This is a genomic window from Pantoea sp. EKM10T, from assembly GCF_011800685.1.
Taxonomy (GTDB): domain Bacteria; phylum Pseudomonadota; class Gammaproteobacteria; order Enterobacterales; family Enterobacteriaceae; genus Pantoea; species Pantoea agglomerans.
In genome coordinates, this window is the sequence record NZ_JAALEU010000015.1 from 12,165 (window position 1) to 35,961 (window position 23,797).

Sequence of the window (23,797 nt, forward strand, 5' to 3'; positions counted from 1 at the left end):
CAGCGGGCGGGCGTAAAAATAGTGTAAAAATGGCGAAAAATCAGGCGACTTCCAGCGCCCAGATACGATTGAGATCGACGTTACCCCACAGCGTACTGTCCTCTGCGCCCACAATGCTGTCGGTGCAGAAGCTGTCGCCAAGGTCGAGCTCTTCCGGTTTCACTTCACGCTGGGCGTGCAGCGACCAGAAGACATGCACGCAGGGACGCATCAGCGATTTTTCGCCCGCTTTCACCACCAGCGCCACCCGGCCGGAGGCCAGACGCACCAGCGATCCCACCGGATAGATGCCGATGGTCCGTACGAAGGTGTGCAGCAAGCCAGGGTCGAAATGGCCGCGCCAGCTCAGCATCTGGTGCATCGCCTCGGCGGGTGTCCAGCCGTTGCGATAGGAGCGGGTCGAAGTGACGGCATCATAGACATCGCACACCGCCGCCATGCGGGCGTAGAGCGAAATCGCCTCGCCTTTCAGGCGGTGCGGATAGCCGCTGCCATCATATTTCTCATGATGATGCAGGGTGATATCGAGCAGATCGTCATCGGCGTCGGCTTCTATCAGCATCTGCGCACCGACCACCGGATGCTCACGCATCACCCTGAACTCCTCTTCAGTCAGCTTGCCCGCTTTGTTCAGGATCGCCAGCGGCACGGCCGCTTTGCCGACATCATGCAGTAAACCGCCCATGCCCACCCGACGCAGTTCCTGCTCATCCAGCCCGAGTTTTTTACCCAGCGCAATCATCAGCCCGCAGACCGCCATGGAGTGCAGATAGGTGTAGTCATCATGATTTTTCAGTCGCGCCACGCTCAGCATGGCGGAGGGTTCACGCGTGATCGATCCGGCGATTTCATCCACCAGATCCATCATATAATCAAGCTTCAGGCCGTTACCCAGCCGCGCTTCGTTGAACATCGCCAGCACTTTCGGTTTGCCCTGCAAAAAGATCTGCTGTGCCTGATCCAGTTCCTGGAAAAACGGGGTGCGGCCAATGGTTCTCTTCGCGACCGTGGAGGCGATCGGCGCCTGCACCGATCGATCGAGGTCGATCCAGAGCTGGCGGATCCCTTCAGTGCGAAGCATGGCGATTTGTCGGGGATCGGTGATCAGCATCTCATTATGAATGCGCTGGTCTTTTATCCACCAGACCTCCAGCTTGTGGATAAACATCCCTGGGCGCAATTCATCAATGGTAATCAGCTTTATCACGCTATCACTCTTTAATATCAGCGGGTGGTAAGGTGATATCGGCAGCCGGACAAATTTTCTTCAGGCTGTTTTGTGCGAAGGTGAGGGTCTGGTGAGTGGTCAGAGGAGAGGCGTCCTGCCTCGCCCCCGTTTCAGCAGGGGGTTAAGACGCCGCGGTGGTTACACTACCCGGGTCAGCACCGGCTCACCACGGGCAAACGCCAGCATATTCTCAAAGACCAGGTCAGCCATCGCCGCCATGGTTTCGCGGGTACTGCTGGCGATATGCGGCGTGATCACCACATTGTCGCGCTGGCGCAGTGCGTCAGGCACCTGCGGCTCCTGTTCAAACACATCAAGCCCGGCACCGGCGATCTGCCCGGTTTCCAGCGCATCCACCAGCGCCTGCTGATCCACCACGCTGCCGCGCGCAATGTTAATCAGATAGCCCTGCGGTCCCAGCGCCTGCAGCACTTCCGCATTGATAATGTGGCGCGTCGCGGCACCGCCCGGCAGGGTCAGCACCAGGAAATCGGCCTGCTGCGCCAGCGCCACCAGGCTCTCATGACGGGTGTAGGGCACATCGGGGCGTGAACGCGGATTGTAATAGTGAATCGCCATATCAAACGCCTGCGCGCGCCTTGCCACCGCCTGACCGATATTGCCCAGCCCGACGATACCGCACACCTTGCCACCGATTTTGCTGCTCAGCGGAAAGCGGCCCTGCGTCCAGTGACCGGCGCGTGTGAAGCGATCGGCCTCGCTGATGCGGCGCGCCACATCCAGCAGCAGCGCCATCCCCAGATCGGCGACGCAATCATTGAGCACCTCCGGCGTGTTGGTCACCACAATGCCGCGCGACCGGGCGGCTTCCGTATCAATGCTGTCATAACCGACGCCGTTACTGCAGATCGCTTTCAGGTTTGGCAGCGCGGCGATCAGCGCGGCCGGTGCGCCCATCACCGCGTTGCCGCTGGTGACCAGCATGTCGATATCTACGCCCTGCTCAGCCAGAAAGGCTGCCTCATCTTCCGCCTCCCACAGCCGGAACGCGGTGAACGTCTTTTCAATGTTCTCTATCAGCTGCGGCGGCAGGAATTTCCCTCTGATCAGCACCTTACATTGCTTTAATGCCATCTTCTTTCTCCTGATTGTTATAGGATGCCGGGCGATCGCTCTCTTCACCGACGCGTTCAATCGGTCCCATCACCAGCAGGAACAGCAGGGCCGCTACCACGCAGTGTGCCGCCACAAACGCCAGCCCGATGCTGTAGCTGCCGGTCAGACCGACGATGATGCCGAACAGCAGCGGCGTGGTGAAACCGGCAATATTGCCGATGCCGTTAAAAATGGAACCTGCCAGGCCCACCGCCTCTTTAGGTGCGGTGTCGCTGATCACCGTCCAGGTGCCTGCACCGGCCGCGATGCCTTTACCGAAAAAGGCGAAGGACATAATGGCGATAATGCCGCCGTTACCGGGAATAATCGCCGCCAGCACCAGGCTGGACGCCATCAGCATGCCGACGATATAGGGCGTTTTACGCGCCCAGGAGACGCTCCAGCCCCGGGCGATTAACTTGTCTGACAGGTAGCCGCCGCTGATCCCGCCCAGAAAACCAAACAGCGCCGGAGCCACGGTGGCGAAGCCCGCCTCCATGATGTTCATGCCGCGCGCCTGCACCAGATAGATCGGAAACCAGGTAATAAAGAAGTAGCTGAGCGCGATGATGCAGTACTGACCGAGATAGGCGCACCAGAGCATGCGATTAGTGAGCAGCTTTCTGAACATCGCTTTACTGACCGGTGGCCGCGCTTTCAGCGTCTGCGCCGAGTCGATATCCACCAGCGCACCACCGTCGACGATGTGGCGCAGTTCACTCTCTGACACGCCAGGGTGATTGCGCGGCTCGCGCATCCAGGCAGCCCAGACAAACACCGCCAGCAGGCCGATGCCGCCCAGCACAAAGAACGGCCACTCCCAGCCAAAGCGCGACACCAGCCAGCCTGACAGCGGCGAGAAGATGGCGACGGCAAAATATTGCGCCGAGCTGAACAGCGATGAAGCCCGTCCCCGCTCTGCGCCAGGGAACCACATAATCACCACGCGCGCATTGGCGGGAAAGCTGGGTGCCTCGATCAATCCCAGCATAAAGCGCAGACCAAACATCAGCATCAGCGCGCCGGTCATGCCGCTGGAGAACTCGCCAACGAATCCCATCGCCAGCGTCGAGACTGACCAGAGCGCCAGCGTGACGCCATACACTTTTTTAGCCCCGAAGCGGTCAAGAAACAGCCCGCCGGGAATCTGACCGATAACGTAGGCCCAGCTGAAGGCAGAGAGGATCAATCCCAGCTGGATCGCTGACAGGCCGAACTCCTCTTTGATCGCCGATCCGGAGATCGAGAGGATCGAACGGTCGGCATAAGCCACGACCGACAGAAAGAGGATCAGGCAGAGGATCCAGATGCGCACATGAGACGTCCGGTGAGTCGTTTGGTCTTTAAGCATGAGCTGAATTCCTTAAAAAGCGGCAGGTTGCGCCACGAGGTTTTTTTCAGGAATAACGCTGAGATTTCCCGCTTAAGGAAATATAGATAGGAGGCTAACGATGGATCATTGTGCGGATGTTGAGATCGTCAGGCCCGATTGAACGATTTTCTGACAACCACCACAAAGGCCAGTGCGATGCTGCACAAAAGCGCAAAAAGCCGCGGCTGCCTGCCGCAGAGTGTGCGCCACGTCGAGGATTTCATCGGCGCTGGCAGCTATGACGCGGCGATTTTACGGCAAAGTGTGGCGGCGCTAGCAAGAGTGAAAAGGGCCGGTTGTCAAACCCGGCGACTGTTCATAAGCTGCAAATGATAATCTTTGTCCATTTTTATAATAAATGAAAAATCTATTCCACTCAGTTAACCTCGGGAGTCTGCAATGAAAAAACGTGCATGGGCAATACTCTGTCTGCTCTCTCTTTCCACGTCGGCGCTGGCAGAGAAAATTGGCGTCTCAATGGCCTATTTCGACCAGAACTTTCTGACCATTATCCGCCAGTCGATCGAGAAAGAGGCCAAAGCGCGTCAGCTGGATGCGCAGTTCGAAGATGCACGCGGCGACGTGGGCCGTCAGACCGATCAGGTGCAGAGTTTTATCAGTTCCGGGGTGGACGCGATTATCGTCGATCCGGTCGACTCCGCCAGCACCCCTGCCCTGACCAGACTGGCGCAGCAGGCTCACATTCCGCTGGTTTACGTTAACCGCACACCGGGCGATAAAACCCTGCCGCCGGGCGTGGTGTTTGTCGGCTCTGACGAACGCGAATCGGGCACGTTGCAGATGGAAGCGCTGGCGAAGCAGGCGGGTTATCGTGGCAAAGTCGCCATTATCATCGGTAACCTCAGCGATGCGGGTGCGCTGCAGCGCACCAAAGATGTGGAGCAGGTGGTGGCAAAGTATCCCGACATGAAAGTAGTGCTGAAGCAGACCGCAAACTATTCGCGTAATGAGGGCATGGATTTAATGCTCAACTGGCTGTCGAACGGGGAAGAGATCGATATTGTCGCCGCCAACAACGACGAAATGGCGATTGGCGCAACCATGGCGATTGCCCAGGCGAAACCGAAGAAAACCATTCTGGTGGGCGGCATTGATGCCACGCCGGATGGCCTGAAAGCCCTGGCAAGCGGCAAACTGGCCGTCACCGTGTTCCAGGATGCCGTGGGTCAGGGCAAAAAATCGGTCGAGGTGGCGCAGCAGATGATCAAAGGGAAAAAAGTCGATTCCCACCAGTGGATCCCGTTTGAACTGGTGACGCAGCAGAACATGCAGCAATACAGCAATAAAAATCCGTAATGAAAAGCGGAGCGGCAGCGCTGCCGCTCCGGTTATCACTTCTCGTGCAGCAGTTTCGCCATCATCACCACATCGCGCAGCTGACCGTCGCGCAGGGCAGCCTGCCGCATCACCCCTTCACGCTCAAAGCCCAGCCGCTCATAGAGCCGCAGCGCCCGTTCGTTGTCGTGAAACACCTCCAGCTCCATACGCGTAATCCCCAGCCAGTTACGGGAATAGTCGAGCGCGGTGCGGATCAGGCGCTCACCGACGCCGCGACCGGCGTAATCGGGATGCACACCCAGCCCAAAGCTGATGCAGTGGCGGGTGCGCGGCTTGTTATCCACAAACAGCGTCAGCTCACCGGCCAGCTCGCCCTCGATCTCCGCGACAAAGGCGATAAACCCCTCGGCATCCATTCTGGCGATTTTTTTCTCCCAGGTGGCAACGCTGGGAAACGGCAGCTGCAGCGTCCAGGGATAAACATCGGGATGACTGTAGAGTCGCTGATAGGCGGCGGCATCCTGCGGTTCCCGTGCCCGAATAATGATTTCCATATTTTCTCCTTTTAGCCGAACGGGGTTCATGCACTAAGCTGTAGCTCTTTACCGGACGGAAAGAGTATCGCTATGTTGTATCGCCGTTTTGAGCGTTTTATCAATATTTTTCATGACGCGCCCACCGACTCGCCCCCTTCAACGGTCTGGTCGTTTTACCTCTACTATCTGCGGCAGGTCTGGCCGAGTTTCGCGGCACTGCTGGTAGTGGGACTGGCGTCAGCCCTGATTGAAGTGTCGCTGTTCAGCTATCTGAGCCGCATTATCGATATGGTCAATCACTCCACGCCCGCCACCCTGTTTCGGGATAACTGGCCGATACTGCTGTGGATGGGGGCGGTGGCGCTGATTCTGCGGCCGATTTTTATCGCCCTGCACGACATGCTGGTACATCAAAGCATCAGCCCGAGCATGACCAGCATGATCCGCTGGCAGAATCACAACTACGTGCTGCGCCAGAGCCTCAATTTCTTCCAGAACGATTTCGCGGGTCGCATCGCCCAGCGCATTATGCTGACCGGCAGTTCACTGCGCGATTCCGCGGTGCAGCTGGTGGATGCCATCTGGCACGTGCTGATCTACGCGGTGACCTCGCTGGTGCTGTTTGCCGGTGCCGACTGGCGGCTGATGATCCCGCTGATTCTGTGGATGGTGGCCTACAGCGCCTCCCTGCGTTTCTTTGTGCCGCGCGTTAAAGCGCGTTCGGTGGTCTCCTCAGAGTCGCGATCTAAGCTGATGGGCACCATTGTCGATGGTTATACCAACATCGCCACCATCAAGCTGTTCGCTCACAGCGATCTGGAACGGCAGTATGCGCGTGAGGCGATTCAGGAGCAGACCGAAAAAACCCAGAACGCCGGTCGCATGGTCACCAGCATGGATCTGACCCTGTCGGCGCTGAACGGCCTGCTGATTGTCTCGACCTCCGGGCTGGCGCTGTGGTTATGGAGCCAGTCGCTGATTAGCGTCGGGGCGATTGCGCTGGCGACCGGTCTGGTGATCCGCCTGGTGAATATGTCCGGCTGGATCATGTGGGTGGTCAACGGCATTTTCGAAAATATTGGTACGGTACAGGATGGCCTGAAAACCATTGCGCAGCCGCTGAGCGTGCAGGATGCGCCGCAGGCGAAGCAGCTTAAGGTGACGCGCGGCAACATCCGCTTTGAGGATGTGCGCTTCGATTATGGCGGTGGCCGTCAGGTGATTAACGGCTTTAATCTTGACATCAAACCTGGTGAGAAGATTGGGCTGATTGGTCCCTCGGGCGCCGGTAAATCGACGCTGGTGAACCTGCTGCTGCGCCTCTATGACCTGAACGCAGGGCGGATTGTGATCGACGATCAGGATATCGCCGCCGTGACGCAGGAGAGCCTGCGCAGCCAGATTGGCATGATCACCCAGGACACCTCGCTGCTGCACCGCTCAATCCGTGAAAACCTGCTGTATGGTCGTCCCGACGCCAGCGAAGAGGAGCTGCAGCTTGCGATTCACCGCGCCCGCGCCGATGAGTTTATCCCGCTGCTCTCCGACTCGCTGGGTCGCACCGGGCTGGATGCGCACGTGGGCGAGCGCGGCGTGAAACTGTCGGGCGGTCAGCGTCAGCGTGTGGCGATAGCCCGCGTGCTGCTGAAGGATGCGCCGGTTCTGATCATGGATGAGGCCACCTCGGCGCTCGACTCCGAAGTGGAAGCGGCGATTCAGGAGAGCCTGGAGTCACTGATGCAGGGCAAAACCGTTATCGCCATCGCGCACCGCCTGTCGACCATCGCGAAGATGGATCGGCTGGTGGTGCTGGATAAAGGCGGCATTGCCGAGATGGGCAGCCATCACGAGCTGCTGGCGCAAAACGGTCTCTATGCCCGGCTGTGGCAGCATCAGACCGGCGGTTTTGTCGGCATCGATTAATCGCCGCGTCGATAGGGTAAGGCGTCGCGGGCTTCTTCCGCCCAGCCGCGCACGCCTTCCCGCTCCTGCACCAGAAAATCTGCCACGGCATCGCGCAGGCCGGGATGCAGCAGATAGTGCCAGGAGTGGGTAATCTGCGGCTCAAAGCCGCGCACCAGCTTGTGCTCGCCCTGTGCGCCAGCATCAAACCGCGTCAGCCCCTCATCAAGGGCCAAATCCATTCCCTGATAGAAACAGGTTTCAAAGTGCAGCCGGTCAAACTCCGCCAGACAGCCCCAGTAGCGGCCATAGAGCGCGTTGCTGTCCCGCAGATAAAACGCCATGGCGGCCGGTTGCTGCTGTAAACGGGCGATCACCACCACAATATTCTGCGGCATGCGTTCCGCCAGCAGGCTGAAGAAGTCACGCGTCAGATAGGGACGCTGACCGCGCACCGCATAGGTGTTAGCGTAACAGGTGTAGACAAAATCCCACTGATCTTCGCGCAGCTGGTAGCCCAGGTAGCGGTCAAACTCAAAGCCGCTCTGCATCACCTGCTCACGCTCTTTACGCAGCTGTTTGCGCTTGCGCGACATCAGCGAATCCAGGAAATCCTGAAAATCGCGGTAGCCACGGTTATGCCAGTGATACTGACAGCCGAGCCGGGAGAGCCAGTCGGGCTGATCGGCCAGCAGCTGGTTAGCCTGCGCATCGGTAAAGTTGATATGTGCCCCGCTTAAGCCCTGCTGTAACAGGCTCTCAGGCAGGGCCGACAGCAGTTGCGCCGCGGCAGCGTTTTCGCCCAGCAGGCGCGCGCCGCTGACCGGGCTGAAGGGGATCGCGCCCAGCCATTTCGGGTAGTAGCGGATCCCGGCGCGCTGGCTGGCATCCGCCCAGGCGTGATCAAAGACGTACTCGCCCTGTGAATGGCGTTTGCGGTAGCCTGGCAGCGCGGCGCGGGTCACCCCCTCCTCCCGCCACAGCAGATGATCGGGCTGCCAGCCCGCCTCTAACCGCACGCTGCCGCTCTGTTCTAACGTGAGCAGAAAGGCGTGGCGCAAAAAGGGCTGGTCATCAGGCAACAGCGCATCCCACTCGGCGGCCGGGATCTCCGCCAGTGACGTCAGGTGAATCAGCGACATGAATTACTCCAGAGAACGTCGGGCAGAGAGTCAGTCAAGCAGGTTTTCCGCGTCAGCGAAAGGGTTAAGGCACGCAAAGTGAAGGCTGCATCAGCGGAGCACAGCTTCTATACTGCGACTTTATCTCCACAGGACACCGCCATGGATCGACTCGATTGTGACCGGATGTTTGTCACGGTGCTGGAAACCGGCAGCTTTTCTGCGGCGGCGTTACGTCTCGGCACCAGCAGCAGTCAGGCTTCCAAGCTGGTTTCAAAGCTGGAGCAGCGGCTCGGCGTCCAGCTGTTTAAGCGCAGCACGCGCGCCCTGTCACCCACCGATGTCGGGCGCAGCTATTATGAGCGGGTCAAAAACCTGCTCGATGCGTTTGAGACGCTGGATGCCAGCGTGCGTGAAAGCGCTACGACGCCTACCGGCAGGCTGAAAATCAGCGCCCCCGGCTCCTTTGGTACTGTGGTGTTGTCTGAGGTGCTGGTGGCGTTTGCCCGGCGCTATCCGCTGATTGAACTGGATGTCAGCTTTTCAGATCGGTCCGTCAACATCGTCGATGAAGGCTTTGATATGGCGATCCGTATCGGCACCCTCAGCGACAGCAGCCTGGTCGCGCGCAAGCTGGGTGAGGTGCATGTGCGCATCGCCGCCTCGCCGGTCTATCTTGAGCAGTTTGGCACGCCGCAGCACTGGCGCGAGATGCCCCAGCATCAGTGCATCATCGACACCAATTTTCGCGATCCCTGGCACTGGCCGTTTGCCGGCGGCGGCGGCAGCAGCGAGATTATCACCGTACCGGTCCGCGGGCGTCTGCGCTTCGCCAACACCGAAGCCTGCCTGCAGGCCGCGATGGCCGGACTGGGCATTGCGCGGCTGCCCGGTTTTATCGCAGCTCCCGCGCTGCAACGCGGTGAGATTGTCCGGCTGCTGGAGAATTTCGACACGCCACCGCTTGGCCTGTTTGCGGTTTATCCGCCCGCCCGTCATCTGGCACACCGGGCGCGCCTGCTTATCGACTTCCTGGTGAGCCACTTTACCCGTTTTCCGCCCGCGTAATTTCTTCCAGAATGGAAGAAATGATTGTCTTTATGACCGGATTATCAGCCGTTTAGTCATCAGTTAAGCTGCTTCTCACATTACAGAGGAGTCGCGCGATGTTAGTAGAAGGCAAATGGAGTAGTGACTGGCACCCGGTGCAGTCGACCGATAAACAGGGCGGATTTGTCCGTCAGACGTCCGGTTTCCGGCATTTTATCAGCAGCGATGGCTCCACTGAATTTGCGGCAGAAGCGGATCGCTACCATCTTTATGTGGCGCTGATCTGTCCATGGGCGTCGCGCGCGTTAATTGCCCGCAAGCTCAAAGGGCTGGAGTCGCTGATTAGCGTGACGGTGGTTGAACCGCAGCTCGGTGCTCAGGGCTGGCGCTTTGGCAATTTTCCCGGCGCACAGCAGGACCCGCTGAATCACGCGCAGTACCTGCATGAAATCTATACCCGCGTCGCGCCCGATTACACGGGCCGGGCCACCGTGCCGGTCTTGTGGGACAAGAAAACCGGCACCATCGTCAGCAACGAGTCCGCTGACATTGTGCGTATGTTCAACAGCGGCTTTGGCGATCTGGCCGATAACCGCATCGACCTCTATCCCGCCGCGCTGCGCCCTGAGATTGATGCGCTGAATGAGAGTCTTTATCCGCGTCTGAATAACGGCGTTTACCGCGCCGGGTTCGCCACCACATCGATCAGCTACCAGCAGGCATTTAATGACGTCTTCAGCCAGCTCGACGAACTGGAAGCCCTGCTCAGCGATGGACGCACCTTCCTGCTGGGTGAACGGCTGACTGAAACCGATATTCGCCTGTTCGTCACCCTGATTCGCTTTGACGTCGCCTATCATGGCCTGTTCAAATGCAACCTGCGCCGGATACGCGACTATACGCTGCTGAATCGCTATCTTAAGAGCATGCTGTCAGTCTCCGGCGTGCGTGAGACGGTCAGCATCGATCATATCAAACAGGGTTACTACTCAATCAAGGCACTGAACCCGAACGGGATCGTTCCGGCAGGCCCGGATCTGAGTGAGTACGGTCTTTAAAGGAGCAATAATGGCAAAAGCACTGGTAATTTTTCTGCATGGCGTAGGCAGTAACGGCGACGATCTGGCACCGATTGGCCGTCACTGGGCGACGCTGTTGCCGGATGTGATTTTTGCCTCACCCAATGCGCCCGAACGTTTTACCGCCGGTTTTGGCTGGCAGTGGTTCAGCCTGGAGGAGGTGACACCAGAGAACCGGCCAGGTCGGGTACGGGCCGCGCGGGCGGCGTTTGACGCGACCCTCAGCGACGTTATCGCACAGCACGGCTTCGCCGACCGCTGGCAGGATGTGGTGCTGGTCGGCTTTTCACAGGGGTCGATCATGGCGCTGGATGCGCTGGCATCTGGCCGTTATCCGCTGGCGGGCGTGGTCGCCTTTTCGGGTCGTCTGGCGGTTGACGGTGAGCTGACGCCACAGCCTCATCTGCCCGCGCTGCTGATCCACGGCCAGGCCGATGAGGTGATTCCGTGGCAGGAGAGCGAATCTGCCGCAGCACGACTCAGGGCCGCATTGGTGCCGGTAGAAGCGCGATTTGAACCCGCCACCGGCCACACCATCTCCGCTCAGGGTGCCATGCATGCCGCCGCGTTTATCGCGCAGTGCTTACAGGATTAACCCCAGCAGCGCTTTAATGCCTGCCAGGCATGACGGGCAGCGACCTCAGGCGGCAGGCGTTTCAGCGCATCATTAAAAACTTCAATGCCCACCGGTCCCTGATAGCCCGCGCTTTTAAGCTTATCGACAAAGCGTTCAATGTCGATAATGCCATCGCCGGGCAGCAGACGCTGATGCTTCGCCATCGCCATCAGGCTCTGCTTATCCTGCGCGGGAACGGCGGCCATGTCACACAGCTGCACTTCATAGATGCGATCGGCTGGAATGCCGTCCAGTTGCGAGGCATCGCCGCCCAGCGCGCAGATATGGAACAGATCGACCACCAGCCCGATATTGGGCTGATCGAGCCGCTGCAATCGCTGCCACGCCAGCGGCAGGGTGTTATCCACGCTGCACCAGGCCATCGGCTCATACATAATGCGCATGTTGTAGCGCGCAGCTTCAGAGGCCATCCAGCGCAGGTCATCATCAATCTGGTCGGCGCAGCAATCCTCACGGGTGCTGGCCGGCGCCTGAATGGTGTCGCAGCCCAGCGCCTGGGCAATCTGAATAAACTGGCGCAGCTCTTCGCGCTTCTGTCCGCGCAACGCACTGGGTGCCCCGGTGAAATCGCGCAGCACCTGGAGATTGGTAAAGCCAGGTCCCTGCCGGGCAGCGATCTGAGCCAGTGCCGCCGCGCCGCCCTCGCACGCCTCGACATCCTCGCGCCAGATCTCCACCTGATCGAAACCGGCGTCATGCGCCGCCTGGAGCTTCTGGCCGGGTTCACCGTTTAACAGCACCAGGTTAAGGAAAGTGGGGTTAGTTCGCATTGCTCGGCTCCTTAATCGTCCGGAATAATCGGTGACGTTCAGCTTCTGCACCCGTTCATGCAGGATGGTCGGGCGTAAAACCTGAAACAGCATCTACCTCTTAAGGAGTATGACAAGCGCCGCTTAGCCGGATCAGCCCAGCATCGTGACCAGTGCGAAACCGGCAAACGCCATCAGCAGCGAACCGATCACATGCACCAGCGCGCTGGTCATCGCCCAGAAATAGTTCCCTGATTGTAGCAACCCCATTAATTCCGCCGTAAAAGAGGAGAAGGTGGTCAGCCCGCCGCACAGTCCGGTGACGATCAGCAGTTTCCAGATCGGGTCGATATCGGGATGGCGAACAAACCAGGCCATCGCGCCGCCGATCACCAGACCGCCGATCAGATTCACCAGCAGTGTGCCAGGTGGCAGATTGGGAAAGAGCGCATTAAAGCGCATCGCAAAGAGCCAGCGCAGTACACAGCCGGCAGAGCCGCCGATCATCACAGCCAATAACGGTTTCAACATGTCTTGCTCCTGATTGCAGATTGACGCCGGGCTGAGGGGGAAAGGCAGAGATAAACTGCGCCTGACACCTCAGCTCCCGCGAAAGGATTGAGTGTCAGGCGTCATCAGCCGGTGTAAAGCCCACCGGCGGTTGGGAAAGGTGGCACGCCATCACCTTGAGCCGGTGATAATACGACGCCCGTTTCAGGCTGGCAACAGTGAGGTCATGGCGGCTGAAAACCTTGACGCGCACGCCACAGACGGAGTAATGCTGATGGTTTACAGCCTGTTGCGGAGACCCTATGCGTACCCTGATTTTTGATACCGATATCGGCGTGGATGACGCCTTTGCGCTGGCCTATGCGGCGCGGACGCAGCATCTGCTGGGGATTACCACGGTCTTCGGCAACGTGGCAGTGGGTCAGGCGGTGAAAAACGCCCGACTGTTTTGCGGGAAAATGGCGATTAACGCGGAGGTCTATCGCGGCTGTTCACGACCGCTGGCGCTGCCACCCTCTGCGCCCGCCAGACTGCACGGTGAAGATGGGCTGGGCGATGCGTTTGATAATGCGTGCAGCGATCAGGCGCCGGGCGCGGTGCAGTTTATTATCGACAGCGTGCGGGCGCAGCCGCATCAGATCACCCTGGTGGCGATTGGTCCGCTGACCAATATCGCCACGGCCATTAATCAGGCGCCGGATATTATTCCGCTGGTGAAAGAGCTGGTCATCATGGGTGGCGCATTTGGCACCGACGGGCACAGTGGCAACGTGACGCCCTTCAGCGAATTTAATATCTGGAAAGATCCGCATGCTGCCGATCAGGTGCTCGCCTCGGCGCTGAATGTGGTGGTGATCCCGCTGGATGTCACACACAAAGTGCTGATCAGCGGCGATGAGGTTCAGCGTCTGAATCAGCCGGTGCTGAGTGCGATCTGTCGCCCTTACCTGGCTTACAGTCTGGAGAAAGAGGGATTCGAGGGAATGGCGCTGCACGACACCCTGGCGGTGGCGTGGCTCACTCTGCCACAGGCGTTTACCCTGACCGAAAGCCCGCTGCGGGTGATCACGGAGGGCATCGCCTGCGGTCAGACGGTGCGTAAGCTGAGCGCGCTGGCATCCCGCCAGGATCCCTTTAACGGCCTGACCGCCCAGCGTATCGCACTTGGCGTGGATGCTGACGCGGTGCGGGCGCACTTCTTTCAGACTCTCACCGCGCCCTGAACCACGCGAACCGACTGGCCGCGTTACCGGTCGAAATGAATCACGCCTTTGATCAGCTCGCGGTTGTTGATGATTTGCGCCTCAAAGGTTTCATCCAGCGTGGAGAAGGCCAGATGGTGATTCAGCATCATTTCGGCGCGCAGCTGGCCGCTGGCCATCAGCGCACGCACCCGATCGAAATCTTCACGGGTGGCGTTGCGGCTGCCCATCAGGGTGGTCTCTTTTTTATGGAATTCACTGTCCGGGATCACCAGATCGCCTTTGTGCAGGCCGACATAAACGATCGTGCCGCCGTGTCGCATCAGGTTGACCGCATTGTTCATCGCCGCCGGGCTGCCGGTGGCGTCGATCACCTTCAGCGCCAGACGGCCACCAAACTCCTCGCGCAGCGCGCTGTAAAACGCTTCATCAGCCGGATTCAGTGCCGCCAGGCCGAGCTGGTCAGCAACATGCTGGCGACGAAATTCGCTGGTATCCGCCACCACCACCTGCGCGCCGCTGGCGGCGGCGATAGCGGCAACACCCAGCCCAATCGGTCCGGCACCCACCACCAGCACCTGCTCATCCGCCACAATTGCGGCACGACGCACTGCATGGGCGCTGATGGCAAACGGCTCAATCAGCGCAGCCGCTTCCGGCGCGACATCATCCACCGCCAGCAGCGTGCTGACCGGCACGCTCAGGTAGTCGCAGAACCCGCCATCCTGATGCACACCAATCACTGAGATCTGCTCACAGCAGTTGGTCTTGCCGCTCTGGCAGGCGTCACAGCGCAGGCAGGAGATGTAAGGCATTAACGCCACCCGCTGGCCCGGCTGAAAGCTCTCCGCACCACTTCCCGGCGCCACGACTTCGGCACAGATTTCATGGCCCAGCACCCGTGGATAGCTGAAGAATGGCTGATTACCGGACCAGGCGTGGATGTCGGTGCCGCAGATTCCCGCGGTGAGGATTTTAATCACTACCTCGCCAGCGGCGGGCGTGGGGATATCGCGGGTGGTCCATACCATCTTACGTGGTTCAGCGATGACCAGTGCTTTCATTGTTGTCATGGTGATTCTCCGGTTGTCCTGCAGGCAGTTATGGCGAATCCTGCACGCGCTGCGGTGTTCGTTTGCGGGAAGTGTGAAGCACCGCGATTTTTTTGGGCTTTGAATGGTTTTTAATGCATAAAAAACCGGAGAATGAGATGAGCCGCAGCCAGAATTTGCGCCAGAACGTCATCAACCAGATGCTGGAAAGCATCGCTCAGCACCACATTCGTTCACCGCTGCCGCCCCAGGCGGCACTGGCGGAAATGTTCAATATCAGCCGGACTACGGTGCGCCACACCCTGCACTATCTGCATCAGTGCGGCGTGCTGGATAAGGTGGATCAAACCTGGGTTATCGTGCGCGATCCGCGCGAAGATGACGGTTTTAGCGCGTTAACGCCGCCGATTGAGCAGCAGGCCAGCCACTTTGAGCAGATGTTTTTTAATATGATTAATCAGCGGCAGCTGGTGCCCGGCGATACCTTCAGCGAGCTGCAACTGGCGCAGCAGGTGAAAGTCAGTCCGGTGGTGGTGCGCGAATTCCTGCTGCGCTTTATGCGCTATGACCTGCTGGAGCCGGTCAGACGCGGCCAGTGGCGGATGAAAAAATTCACCCAGGATTACGCCGAGAAGCTGTTTGAACTGCGCGAGATGCTGGAAACCCACGCCCTGAGCCGCTTCCTGAATCTGCCCGCAGGCGACGAGCGCTGGGTTCAGGCGCGGGATCTGCTGGATCGTCACCGATCTATGCGCGATACCATCGCCAGCAACTATCGCCACTTTGCCGCGCTGGATCGTCAGATGCATTCGCTGATTTTATCCGCCGCCAACAACCCGTTTTTCAATCAGTCGCTGGAGATTATCTCTGTGATCTTTCACTCGCATTATCAGTGGGATGAGAGCGACCTCAAGCAGCGAAATATTGTGGCGCTGGAGGAGCATATGGCGATTCTGACCGCGCTGATTGGCCGTCAGGATGTCGACGCCCTCTGTGCATTACATAACCATCTGGCGACCGCTAAAACCTCGATGGTGCGCTCAATCGGTCAGTACAATTAAAAACCGATTAAAAACCACAAAGCATTAGCTCCCGCACGATTCAGAAACATCTTTGCAACATCCTTAACCCTTTGCTCTTAGTCTCGACTGCAACGTCACGGCGGCCTTTTGCCGCTGCGCGCAGACCCCTTCTCACCATAACGATAAGTACCCAGTTTCGGGAGAGTGCAATGGAAAAGACTTCAGTAACCGGCCGCGACAGCGCAGCTGGCGACATGCCATCAGACCAGGATTTCGTGCCGATGCGTAGCGACGTGGTGCGTTCACCGCGTATCCGCAAGATTCAGATCACGGCGATGCTGCTGTTGCTGTTCGCCGCCATCATCAACTATCTGGATCGCAGCTCGCTGTCAGTCGCGAATATGACCATCCGCGAGGAGATGGGGCTGAGCGCCACCGAAATCGGCTTCCTGCTCTCCGCCTTTTCGCTGGCTTATGGCCTGGCGCAACTGCCATGCGGCGCGCTGCTGGATCGTAAAGGGCCGCGCATTATGCTCGGCATTGGCATGTTTATCTGGTCGCTGTTCCAGGCCGCCTCTGGCCTGGTGCATAACTTTACCCAGTTCATCCTGGTGCGCATCGGCCTCGGCATTGGCGAAGCGCCGATGAACCCGTGCGGCGTGAAAGTGATCAACGACTGGTTCAACATTAAAGATCGCGGCATGCCGATGGGAATGTTCAATGCGGCTTCGATGATTGGACTGTCGGTGGCTCCGCCGATTCTGGCGGCGATGATGCTGGTGATGGGCTGGCGTGGCATGTTTGTCACGATCGGTATCCTCGGCATGTTCCTCGCTATCGGCTGGTATATGATCTACCGCGACCGCGACAACAACACCCTGAGCGCTGAAGAGATCCACTATCTGCAGGCGGGCAGCGTTGCCTCGCGTAAAGAGCCGATCAGCTTCAAAGAGTGGCGCGGCCTGTTTAAGCAGCGCACCATGTGGGGAATGATGATTGGCTTCAGCGGCATCAACTACACCGCCTGGCTCTATATCGCCTGGCTGCCGGGCTACCTGCAGTCGACCTATCATCTCGATCTTAAAAGTACCGGCCTGCTGGCGGCGATTCCGTTCCTGTTCGGTGCGGCGGGCATGCTGCTGAATGGCTATGTGGTCGACTCGCTGGTACGTCGCGGCTTTAACGCGGTGAAAACCCGCAAAGTCTGCATCGTCAGCGGGATGCTGCTGTCCGCCGGCTTTACCGCCGTGGTGACCCGCGCGACCGACACCACCAGCGCCGTAACGCTGATTGGGATGGCGCTGTTCTGTATCCACTTCGCCGGAACGTCGTGCTGGGGATTGATCCACGCCAACGTCACCGCCCGTATGACAGCGTCTGTCGGCAGCATCCAGAACTTCGCCAGCTTTATCTTCGCCTCGTTCGCGCCGGTCATCACCGGCTGGGTGCTCGACACCACCAAATCGTTCAGCATGGCGCTGATGATTTGTGCCTGCGTGACGCTGGTTGGCGCACTCGCCTACCTGCTGCTGGTGCGCCAGCCGATCACCGACGGCGAATAATCACGGCTGACGGCGCGACTGCTACGTCAGCGCCGTCAGGGTGACCCCATATTTCGCACCATAACGCTGAATACCCGTCATCACCTTCTCCGCGCTCAGCGCGGGTGGAGGTGGCAACAGCGGCGCCCGTTCACGCAGCGCCGAGTCGAAACGGGCAAACGTCGCGAAATCACGCGGGAAACGTTCTTCATCCACCCCGATGAATACGCCTTCATCACGTGCATGGGAGAGCAGCGCCCGCCAGCGGTCAATCTCCGCCAGACCGATACTGTCGGTGCCGTGAGAAAAGAGCATCATGTCGATGTTGCGGAACGGCGGCTGTTTTTCCAGGAAGCGTTGCAGGGCCGAGGCCGAGGATTCGTTGCTGAAGCTCAGCCAGAATGGAATCGCCTGCTGCTGCTGAGTGCACCACGGGTCCATCAACAGGAAGCTGTCCACCGTCAGCCGGGTCGGTAAAATTCCCGCCGCCAGATACCAGTCGCGGTAGATCTCTGCCACCACATAGCTCATCGCCTCCGGATCTTCGTAACGAATCTCCATCAGCTTCCAGTTCTGCGCCGCCGCCAGTTTTTTCAGCGGCGAAATCAGATAACCATCCAGTCCCCACTCCGCTTCCGGCACGTGGTCAGTAATGGCCGGCGGCGTCCAGCGCTCGCGATCGATGCCATAGCGTGCCAGATATTCCGCCACGCGCGGACCACCCTGCATAAACTCTTTTTCGCTGGCTCCGCCCGGCGCACCAAACTGGAAAAACGAGCGATCGCTGGTGCGCGTTACCGGCCACTGCCGGGTGCAGTGATTGATAAACAGCGTGGAGCCAGCGGGCAGACTTCCCATCAGGAATTCGTTAAAGGCCAGCGGCAGCTCGCGCAGTTTCAGCCGGAAATAGCGCATCTGGTCGAGCATCAGCCGATCCTGATTCGGGTCATGCATATGGTGAACCGCAAGACGCGGCCAGGCGGCCAGCAGTGCCGCCGCCACCTCTTTACCCTGCTCAAAACTCGCCTGTACATCATCGGGATCGCTATTGGCCGCGCGCACCGGACAGAGAAAGGTTTGCGGCAGCCAGGGCACGCTCATCGCTGACGCCAGATGCACCAGCGCGCCGTTCGATGAACCGATAAAGGCCGCCGGATAATCCTGTTGCGGGTATTCACTCACCATCCATTCGGCGATCCCTTCCACATCCAGTTCACCCGCCTGGCGCAGGCTGATGCCTTCTGCCATGCCGCCCAGCGCATAGCCCCACTCACGCAGCCCGGTCGGTAGCCGGTTCAGTGAGGGCAACAGGCGATCCAGCGTCGGTGACTGGCTGGGGCTGGCAAAGGGGCGGTCGTGCAGCGCATTGGCCAGCGCAAGCAGCATGGCAGCAGCAGAGTCAAAGCGGGCAATCCCTCTTGGTGGTTTACTCATGTTGATCCTCCTGCTGGATACGTGCCAGGAACGGGCGGATGGCGTGACAGAAACTCCACGGGTAGACGTAGTGCAAAGTGTGCGTCCCGTCGCGTAATGTCAGTCGTTCACTGCGCGGCATCAGGGCGGCGAGTTCATCCAGCCAGCGGGCCGGACAGACGGGATCGCGCGAGCCCCGCAGCAGCAACGTGGGTGCGTTAATGTAAGTAAGGCGATGCTCAATGCGGTCGCGCATCATGGCGCGCAGGGTACCGAAGGCGCGCCGCAGGCCCGCTTTGGCGTAATCGATTCGGGCCAGTGGCCCCGGTGGACGACGGGATTCCAGCCGGCCATTACGCCAGTCGCGCCAGAGCTGACGCGGCAGACTGCGGGCATGACGATCGACCGTCGGCCCCTGCAGCACCAGTCCCGCTACCGCCTGCGGATATTTCACCGCCAGCGCGGCCAGAATCTGGCAGCCAAACGAATTGCCGACCCAGATAGCGCGCTGGAAACCGTTATGCTGTAACCACAGCCACAGCGCATCCGCCAGCTGATCCACCGACATGATCGGCGAAGAAGGGGGCAGTGTGCTGGCGCCAAAACCGGGCAGATCCGGCACCAGCACGTGATAGTCGCGCCCCAGCGCCAGCGCCAGTGGCTCCATCGCCCGGCCCGACATCACCAGACCGTGGATTAACACGACCGGCAGTCCCTGATCCTCATTGGGCGTAACGCGGGTAAACATGCGCCAGTCACCAATCTGCTGATAATAACCGGCAAGACCGGCGTGATGACTGTTCGGCGACACCGGCGGCGTCTCCTTAAGCTGCCGCCAGCGTTTCATGCCCCATAACGTGGCCGCCACACCCAATCCAACACCTGCCACAATCGCTACCTGTTTTCGTCGATGCTTCTGGATCATCCGCTGCTCCTGGTTTGGGGAGAATAATTCAGTGTAGGTCGGGATCAGGCAGCAGGCGGGTTATCCGCGCGATGGTGTGAAAAAGTATGGGGTTTCGCCTAAGAAGACGCTGGCATTGCGGGTGATGAACTCTGGCGGGAGATCTGTCTGGTGTAAGCGGGAAGGCAATGACTGAAACACCCGAGGAGTATCGCTTTACATTCAATGCCCGATATCCAGCGTTAGCAAAAGAAATGGATGACTTGCTGGTAATCAGTAATACACCTCAGGGGAGCATCGCTGATTTCGAAAGGCGCGTTATGGCTTTTGCCCGATGGCTTAACGTCACATTTCATCACGGGCAGGGCTTATGAAAAGAGGATTAACTTCGGGGTGGACGAATAAACACGGAGCAGGTTAACGGACCAGAGATAATACGAATTTCAGGCAATAAAAAACCCGCACCGGGCGGGTTTATTTTATTATCAGCAGATCTTATCTGCTCAGACTTATGTCTTCATCGCTATTGTAAGCATCGCTGATAATGAGCGCGGCTTACTGCGCTGTGACGTTGCCAGCTGCAGGGCCTTTGGCGCCATTTTCAATGGTGAAGGAGACTTTCTGACCTTCATCAAGCGTTTTGTAGTTATCACCCTGGATAGCAGAGAAATGCACGAATACATCTTTGCTGCCATCATCGGGAGTGATAAAGCCAAAACCTTTATCTGAGTTAAACCATTTTACTAAACCAGTCATTTTGTTAGACATAGATATTTCCTTAATCGATTAGCCACTAAGAGCGGCGAAGATGGCCTGTAGTTAGAGATTTACTTATTGGGCACTTAGGAGGAGGCTCTCGAAGAAGGATATCTGTGGATAACACTTGAACTGAGGACTACTTTACTAAAACTGCTTTCATAAGGTCTGTGTTCCAAACCGATGACGCATTAAGACATAGCGATAATAATTTAGCAATGTATATGTTTATTTATTTTAACCATTTAAACGCTCAGATGGCTGAATGGCTGTTTTATTTTGACTGCTCAGGAAGTGCTTCAGGCTCCGCTGTGTGCGAAGAGGAGCAGGCTAATCCTGTCATAATGACGGTGCCGATTTAACGTTGATGCTTAACAATAAACAGAGCCAGTAAGGTCACATCGCCTAAAAATTTCCGCACGGCCAGCGAAGCGCTGTCACCGCCCTCTTCATCTGTGAGCTTTACCTGCTGCATATCGTACGCCCGGCTCTTCGGTATCTTTCATCCTGATACCGGTCAGTATCCGGACGACCTGCCCGCCCTCACCCTGCATCTGAAATGCTGGAGGTTTGCCACCCGCCTCCATTCTGGTGCAGAAGCAGCCTGCCGCGATGAGCGAGAAGCGGGCTAAACCCTACCTGTCCGCCCATTTTGGGCATGCTGACTGTCTCAGTGACCGTGAACGGTCAATCCTACGAGCCGGATAACAACAGGACGGACAACCAGTATGCAAAAGAAAGCCGCTGGCATGGCGACCCGGTAAGCATTCATCACATTTGTCATGTAATGAGGCCCCATTCCGAATTCGGCTAACGTGATGACCAGACTCATCAGGAACGCCATGATGATCGCCATATAAAGCGCAAATATGTACGGTGTCGTGCGCACCGGCAAGCGGGTTCGTAAGGTTTTTTTTGTTGCAGCATCAGTCATCTGAATATCCTGTTTAACAAAAGTAGATAAGACTGCGGCTAACTTAACAAGCTTATGCGGGGGGTTGTAGAGCGGTTATGCTTTAATCATTATTAAGTAAAAGTGACGAATTAACGGTTGAGGATACGATGGACATTTTAGGGCTGATTAGCACTTTTATTCGCGTGGTGGAAAACGGCAGTATTGCAGCGGCGGCACGCGCTAAAGGTATGAGTCCGGCAGCAGTCAGCCAGAGTCTTTCCCGTCTTGAAGCGCATCTGGGCGTGCGACTGCTATCGCGCACCACCCGCAGCATGACCTTAACGGAAAACGGTAAACGCTATTTCGAGAAAGTCCGTCACATCCCACATGATATCGAACTCGCCTCTCAGGCTGCTGCGAATGAAACCAAACCACAGGGGCCACTTTGTATCGCTACGACAGCCGCGTTTGGTCGGTACGTTCTGGCTCCCCTTATGCCCGCTTTCAAAGCGTCTTTCCCCGATATAGATATTGAACTGATCAGTACCGATCGCAACGTCGATCATCGCCTGGAAGGCGTCGATGTCAGTATCCGCATCGAAGCACAGCTGAATGATCAACTGATCGCCAGAAAAATTGCATCGTTACCCTTTATATTCTGTGCGGCTCCCGCTTATCTTGATCGCGCTGGTACGCCTCAGACGCCTGGAGAACTTAGCCAGCACGCCTGCCTGGTTTTCCGCTATCCCACCGACAGACGGTTTCTGCCATGGACGTTTATGGTCAACGGACAGCCTGTTAATGCAAAACTCAACCCCAGTTTTATCAGCGATGATATTGATATCATCGCCAGAATAGCCGTAAACGGCGGCGGCATTGCCCGTCTGGCAAGTTTTGTTGCTCAGCCACTGATAGACAGCGGTCTGCTAAGGCCTTTGTCCTGGTCAGGTCACAGTGGCGAGAGCACCATTGAGTCCCTGCCGATGAATATCTATGCCTGTGTCACCGAACGTTCGGCACTCAATTCGAAAGTACGGACATTTATTGAATTTTTGGCCGATGCAATTTAAGACAGGAGCGTTTTTGCCGGGCGAAAATTGTCCGTACTTTTCGGCTTATCCCCCCGCAAAAGTAACTCACCGCTGCCGGTCGTGGTGATACAGAAAGCGGCCCTTTTGACGATGTGCAGAAAGGAATATAAGCACGCTTTGAGAAGGGGTTTAACGCGGTGAGATTGGGATCCAAAAGTATCTGGCAGTCAGTAAAAACTGCCAGAATTGAGGAATGAAAAGTCGTTATCAGTCGCTAATTCTGATGACGATTTTGCCAAATGCACCACGGGAGAGATGCCGGAAGGCTTCAACCGCCTCATTAAAACTGTAAACCTGTTCAATGACGGGTTTAATATTATGTTTATTGAGGAACGGATTCATCCGATCAAACGAGGAGCGTGGTGCAACCGCAATGCCCCGGATTTTTGTCTGACGGAAAATTAACGGCATCAAATCAAGTTGTGCTGTCTGGCCGGTAAGAAATCCTACCTGAGCAATCGTACCGGCAACTTTTGTCGCAGCAATTGACTGATTGATGCCATTGCCCCCGGCGACATCTATCGTTACGTCAGCGCCTTTACCATCAGTCATTTCAAGCACTTTTCTTTCCCACTCAGGGTATTTTTTATAGTTAATCCCTTCATCTGCTCCCAGTGATTTAATGCGCTCAAGGTTTGCATCGTTACTGGAGGTGGCAATGACACTTGCACCATAGGCATGCGCTATCTGAGCAGCGAAGACCGATACACCACCGGTTCCCTGTACGAGCACGGTCTGACCGGGCTGCAGATTGCCGATATCCATTAGCGAGTACCATGCCGTAAGCGCAGCGATGGGAAGTGTAGAGGCTTCTTCATCTGTCATGCTGTCAGGCGCTTTAACTGCGCTGTCCTCATGAATGATCATGTACTCAGCCAGCCCGCCGGGTAACGGCATTCCAATACACCATGCTGGCTCATCGGCTGCAGGTTCACCCTCTAACCAGCGTGAATAGAGATGCGAGTTAACGCGATCACCCGTGCTAAAACGGGATACACCCTGTCCCGTGGCAACAACGGTGCCCGTGGCATCCGAGACAGGAATCAGTGGCTTTGGAACCAGATGAGGCTCATAGAAGCCCTCTACTATTGCCTTATCCCTGAAGTTCAGAGACACCGCGCCAACTTTAACCAGAAGTTCACCCGGACCAGGTACAGGCGTTTCCACCTCTTCAAGCTTTAAGTTTTCAAGGCCAAAATCTTTCAGTAACCATGCTTTCATTTTGTCATTTCCCATGTGTATGCATCCAATAGGGCGATGATAAAAAAAGCAGAGAGGCGTAAAAAGCCACGTAAAAGGACTTCAGTGTTACTGCAGGAGAA

The 23,797-nt window shown here is 57.5% G+C and carries 23 protein-coding genes and 1 riboswitch; of the genes, 10 read left to right on the top strand and 13 right to left on the bottom strand.

Annotated features, from left to right (window positions below):
- Nucleotides 1-40 precede the first annotated feature (40 nt).
- From HFD95_RS20585 to HFD95_RS20595, 3 genes are all read right to left on the bottom strand, one after another.
- Nucleotides 41-1,207: an HD-GYP domain-containing protein gene (locus HFD95_RS20585; protein WP_010253446.1), complete on the bottom strand. Its 1,167-nt coding sequence runs from the start codon at nt 1,205-1,207 to the stop codon at nt 41-43.
- 159 nt (nt 1,208-1,366) lie between these two features.
- Complete coding sequence (locus HFD95_RS20590) at nt 1,367-2,323, bottom strand: 2-hydroxyacid dehydrogenase (protein WP_163763341.1); 957 nt, start codon at nt 2,321-2,323, stop codon at nt 1,367-1,369.
- Nucleotides 2,304-3,695 carry an MFS transporter gene (locus tag HFD95_RS20595; RefSeq protein ID WP_033759126.1) on the bottom strand — a complete coding sequence of 464 codons (1,392 nt, stop codon included), beginning with the start codon at nt 3,693-3,695 and terminating at the stop codon, nt 2,304-2,306. Before HFD95_RS20595 ends, HFD95_RS20590 begins: the two co-directional genes overlap by 20 nt.
- A gap of 420 nt (nt 3,696-4,115) precedes the next feature.
- On the opposite strand from HFD95_RS20595, the gene HFD95_RS20600 reads away from it, so the two are divergent.
- Nucleotides 4,116-5,033 (top strand): sugar ABC transporter substrate-binding protein, encoded by a 918-nt coding sequence (locus HFD95_RS20600; RefSeq protein ID WP_022623976.1) that lies wholly within the window; start codon nt 4,116-4,118, stop codon nt 5,031-5,033.
- Between the two features lie 35 nt (nt 5,034-5,068).
- On the opposite strand, the gene HFD95_RS20605 is transcribed toward HFD95_RS20600, so the two are convergent.
- Nucleotides 5,069-5,569 (bottom strand): GNAT family N-acetyltransferase, encoded by a 501-nt coding sequence (locus tag HFD95_RS20605; protein ID WP_167430664.1) that lies wholly within the window; start codon nt 5,567-5,569, stop codon nt 5,069-5,071.
- Between the two features lie 72 nt (nt 5,570-5,641).
- Here HFD95_RS20605 and HFD95_RS20610 point away from each other — a divergent pair, with 72 nt between their 5' ends.
- Entirely contained in the window at nt 5,642-7,474 is a 1,833-nt protein-coding gene (locus tag HFD95_RS20610) for an ABC transporter ATP-binding protein (protein WP_010253459.1), read from the top strand.
- Here the strand turns inward: HFD95_RS20610 and HFD95_RS20615 are convergent.
- A complete protein-coding gene (locus tag HFD95_RS20615; RefSeq protein WP_167430665.1) occupies nt 7,471-8,595 on the bottom strand; it encodes a GNAT family N-acetyltransferase in 1,125 nt (374 codons plus the stop codon). The genes HFD95_RS20610 and HFD95_RS20615 overlap by 4 nt on opposite strands.
- A gap of 141 nt (nt 8,596-8,736) precedes the next feature.
- On the opposite strand from HFD95_RS20615, the gene HFD95_RS20620 reads away from it, so the two are divergent.
- The 3 genes from HFD95_RS20620 to HFD95_RS20630 all read left to right on the top strand — a co-directional run bounded on the left by HFD95_RS20620 (nt 8,737) and on the right by HFD95_RS20630 (nt 11,298).
- Entirely contained in the window at nt 8,737-9,642 is a 906-nt protein-coding gene (locus HFD95_RS20620; protein ID WP_045139531.1) for a LysR family transcriptional regulator, read from the top strand.
- A 98-nt stretch (nt 9,643-9,740) separates the two neighbouring features.
- The gene (locus HFD95_RS20625) at nt 9,741-10,682 is read left to right on the top strand and encodes a glutathione S-transferase family protein (protein WP_010671487.1); all 942 of its coding nucleotides are present in this window, start codon (nt 9,741-9,743) and stop codon (nt 10,680-10,682) included.
- A 10-nt stretch (nt 10,683-10,692) separates the two neighbouring features.
- Nucleotides 10,693-11,298, top strand: coding sequence for an alpha/beta hydrolase (locus tag HFD95_RS20630; protein ID WP_010671486.1), 606 nt, complete (start codon nt 10,693-10,695; stop codon nt 11,296-11,298).
- Here the strand turns inward: HFD95_RS20630 and HFD95_RS20635 are convergent.
- Nucleotides 11,295-12,110: a sugar phosphate isomerase/epimerase gene (locus HFD95_RS20635; RefSeq protein WP_010253472.1), complete on the bottom strand. Its 816-nt coding sequence runs from the start codon at nt 12,108-12,110 to the stop codon at nt 11,295-11,297. The two genes, HFD95_RS20630 and HFD95_RS20635, sit on opposite strands and share 4 nt — an antisense overlap.
- 132 nt (nt 12,111-12,242) lie before the next feature.
- The gene (gene crcB, locus HFD95_RS20640) at nt 12,243-12,620 is read right to left on the bottom strand and encodes a fluoride efflux transporter CrcB (protein ID WP_022623971.1); all 378 of its coding nucleotides are present in this window, start codon (nt 12,618-12,620) and stop codon (nt 12,243-12,245) included.
- A gap of 88 nt (nt 12,621-12,708) precedes the next feature.
- Nucleotides 12,709-12,784: riboswitch (Fluoride riboswitch) on the bottom strand.
- Between the two features lie 117 nt (nt 12,785-12,901).
- On the opposite strand from crcB, the gene HFD95_RS20645 reads away from it, so the two are divergent.
- Nucleotides 12,902-13,822 (top strand): nucleoside hydrolase, encoded by a 921-nt coding sequence (locus HFD95_RS20645; protein ID WP_033785721.1) that lies wholly within the window; start codon nt 12,902-12,904, stop codon nt 13,820-13,822.
- A gap of 23 nt (nt 13,823-13,845) precedes the next feature.
- Here HFD95_RS20645 and HFD95_RS20650 read toward each other — a convergent pair whose 3' ends face one another.
- On the bottom strand, nt 13,846-14,874 hold the full coding sequence (locus HFD95_RS20650) for a zinc-binding alcohol dehydrogenase family protein (protein WP_167430666.1): 1,029 nt from the start codon (nt 14,872-14,874) through the stop codon (nt 13,846-13,848).
- 137 nt (nt 14,875-15,011) lie between these two features.
- Between HFD95_RS20650 and HFD95_RS20655 the strand changes: the two genes are divergently transcribed.
- Together HFD95_RS20655 and HFD95_RS20660 are read left to right on the top strand one after the other, a co-directional pair.
- Nucleotides 15,012-15,914 carry a GntR family transcriptional regulator gene (locus tag HFD95_RS20655; RefSeq protein WP_010671481.1) on the top strand — a complete coding sequence of 301 codons (903 nt, stop codon included), beginning with the start codon at nt 15,012-15,014 and terminating at the stop codon, nt 15,912-15,914.
- A 170-nt stretch (nt 15,915-16,084) separates the two neighbouring features.
- The gene (locus HFD95_RS20660; protein WP_167430667.1) at nt 16,085-17,437 is read left to right on the top strand and encodes an MFS transporter; all 1,353 of its coding nucleotides are present in this window, start codon (nt 16,085-16,087) and stop codon (nt 17,435-17,437) included.
- A gap of 21 nt (nt 17,438-17,458) precedes the next feature.
- Here the strand turns inward: HFD95_RS20660 and HFD95_RS20665 are convergent, their stop codons facing one another.
- Nucleotides 17,459-18,850 carry a hypothetical protein gene (locus tag HFD95_RS20665; RefSeq protein ID WP_060681274.1) on the bottom strand — a complete coding sequence of 464 codons (1,392 nt, stop codon included), beginning with the start codon at nt 18,848-18,850 and terminating at the stop codon, nt 17,459-17,461.
- The gene (locus HFD95_RS20670) at nt 18,843-19,754 is read right to left on the bottom strand and encodes an alpha/beta fold hydrolase (RefSeq protein WP_060681276.1); all 912 of its coding nucleotides are present in this window, start codon (nt 19,752-19,754) and stop codon (nt 18,843-18,845) included. The genes HFD95_RS20665 and HFD95_RS20670 overlap by 8 nt, the downstream gene beginning before the upstream one ends.
- A 167-nt stretch (nt 19,755-19,921) precedes the next feature.
- Here HFD95_RS20670 and HFD95_RS20675 point away from each other — a divergent pair, with 167 nt between their 5' ends.
- Nucleotides 19,922-20,107, top strand: a complete 186-nt coding sequence (locus tag HFD95_RS20675; RefSeq protein ID WP_181955279.1) for a hypothetical protein — start codon at nt 19,922-19,924, stop codon at nt 20,105-20,107.
- Between the two features lie 181 nt (nt 20,108-20,288).
- On the opposite strand, the gene cspA is transcribed toward HFD95_RS20675, so the two are convergent.
- Both cspA and HFD95_RS20685 read right to left on the bottom strand, forming a co-directional pair.
- Entirely contained in the window at nt 20,289-20,501 is a 213-nt protein-coding gene (gene cspA / locus HFD95_RS20680) for an RNA chaperone/antiterminator CspA (RefSeq protein WP_010671477.1), read from the bottom strand.
- A gap of 658 nt (nt 20,502-21,159) precedes the next feature.
- Nucleotides 21,160-21,423, bottom strand: coding sequence for a DUF2798 domain-containing protein (locus tag HFD95_RS20685; protein ID WP_010253502.1), 264 nt, complete (start codon nt 21,421-21,423; stop codon nt 21,160-21,162).
- A gap of 128 nt (nt 21,424-21,551) precedes the next feature.
- Between HFD95_RS20685 and HFD95_RS20690 the strand changes: the two genes are divergently transcribed.
- Entirely contained in the window at nt 21,552-22,454 is a 903-nt protein-coding gene (locus tag HFD95_RS20690; protein WP_033766567.1) for a LysR family transcriptional regulator, read from the top strand.
- A gap of 228 nt (nt 22,455-22,682) precedes the next feature.
- On the opposite strand, the gene HFD95_RS20695 is transcribed toward HFD95_RS20690, so the two are convergent.
- A complete protein-coding gene (locus tag HFD95_RS20695; protein WP_060681279.1) occupies nt 22,683-23,696 on the bottom strand; it encodes an NAD(P)-dependent alcohol dehydrogenase in 1,014 nt (337 codons plus the stop codon).
- Between the last annotated feature and the right edge of the window lie 101 nt (nt 23,697-23,797).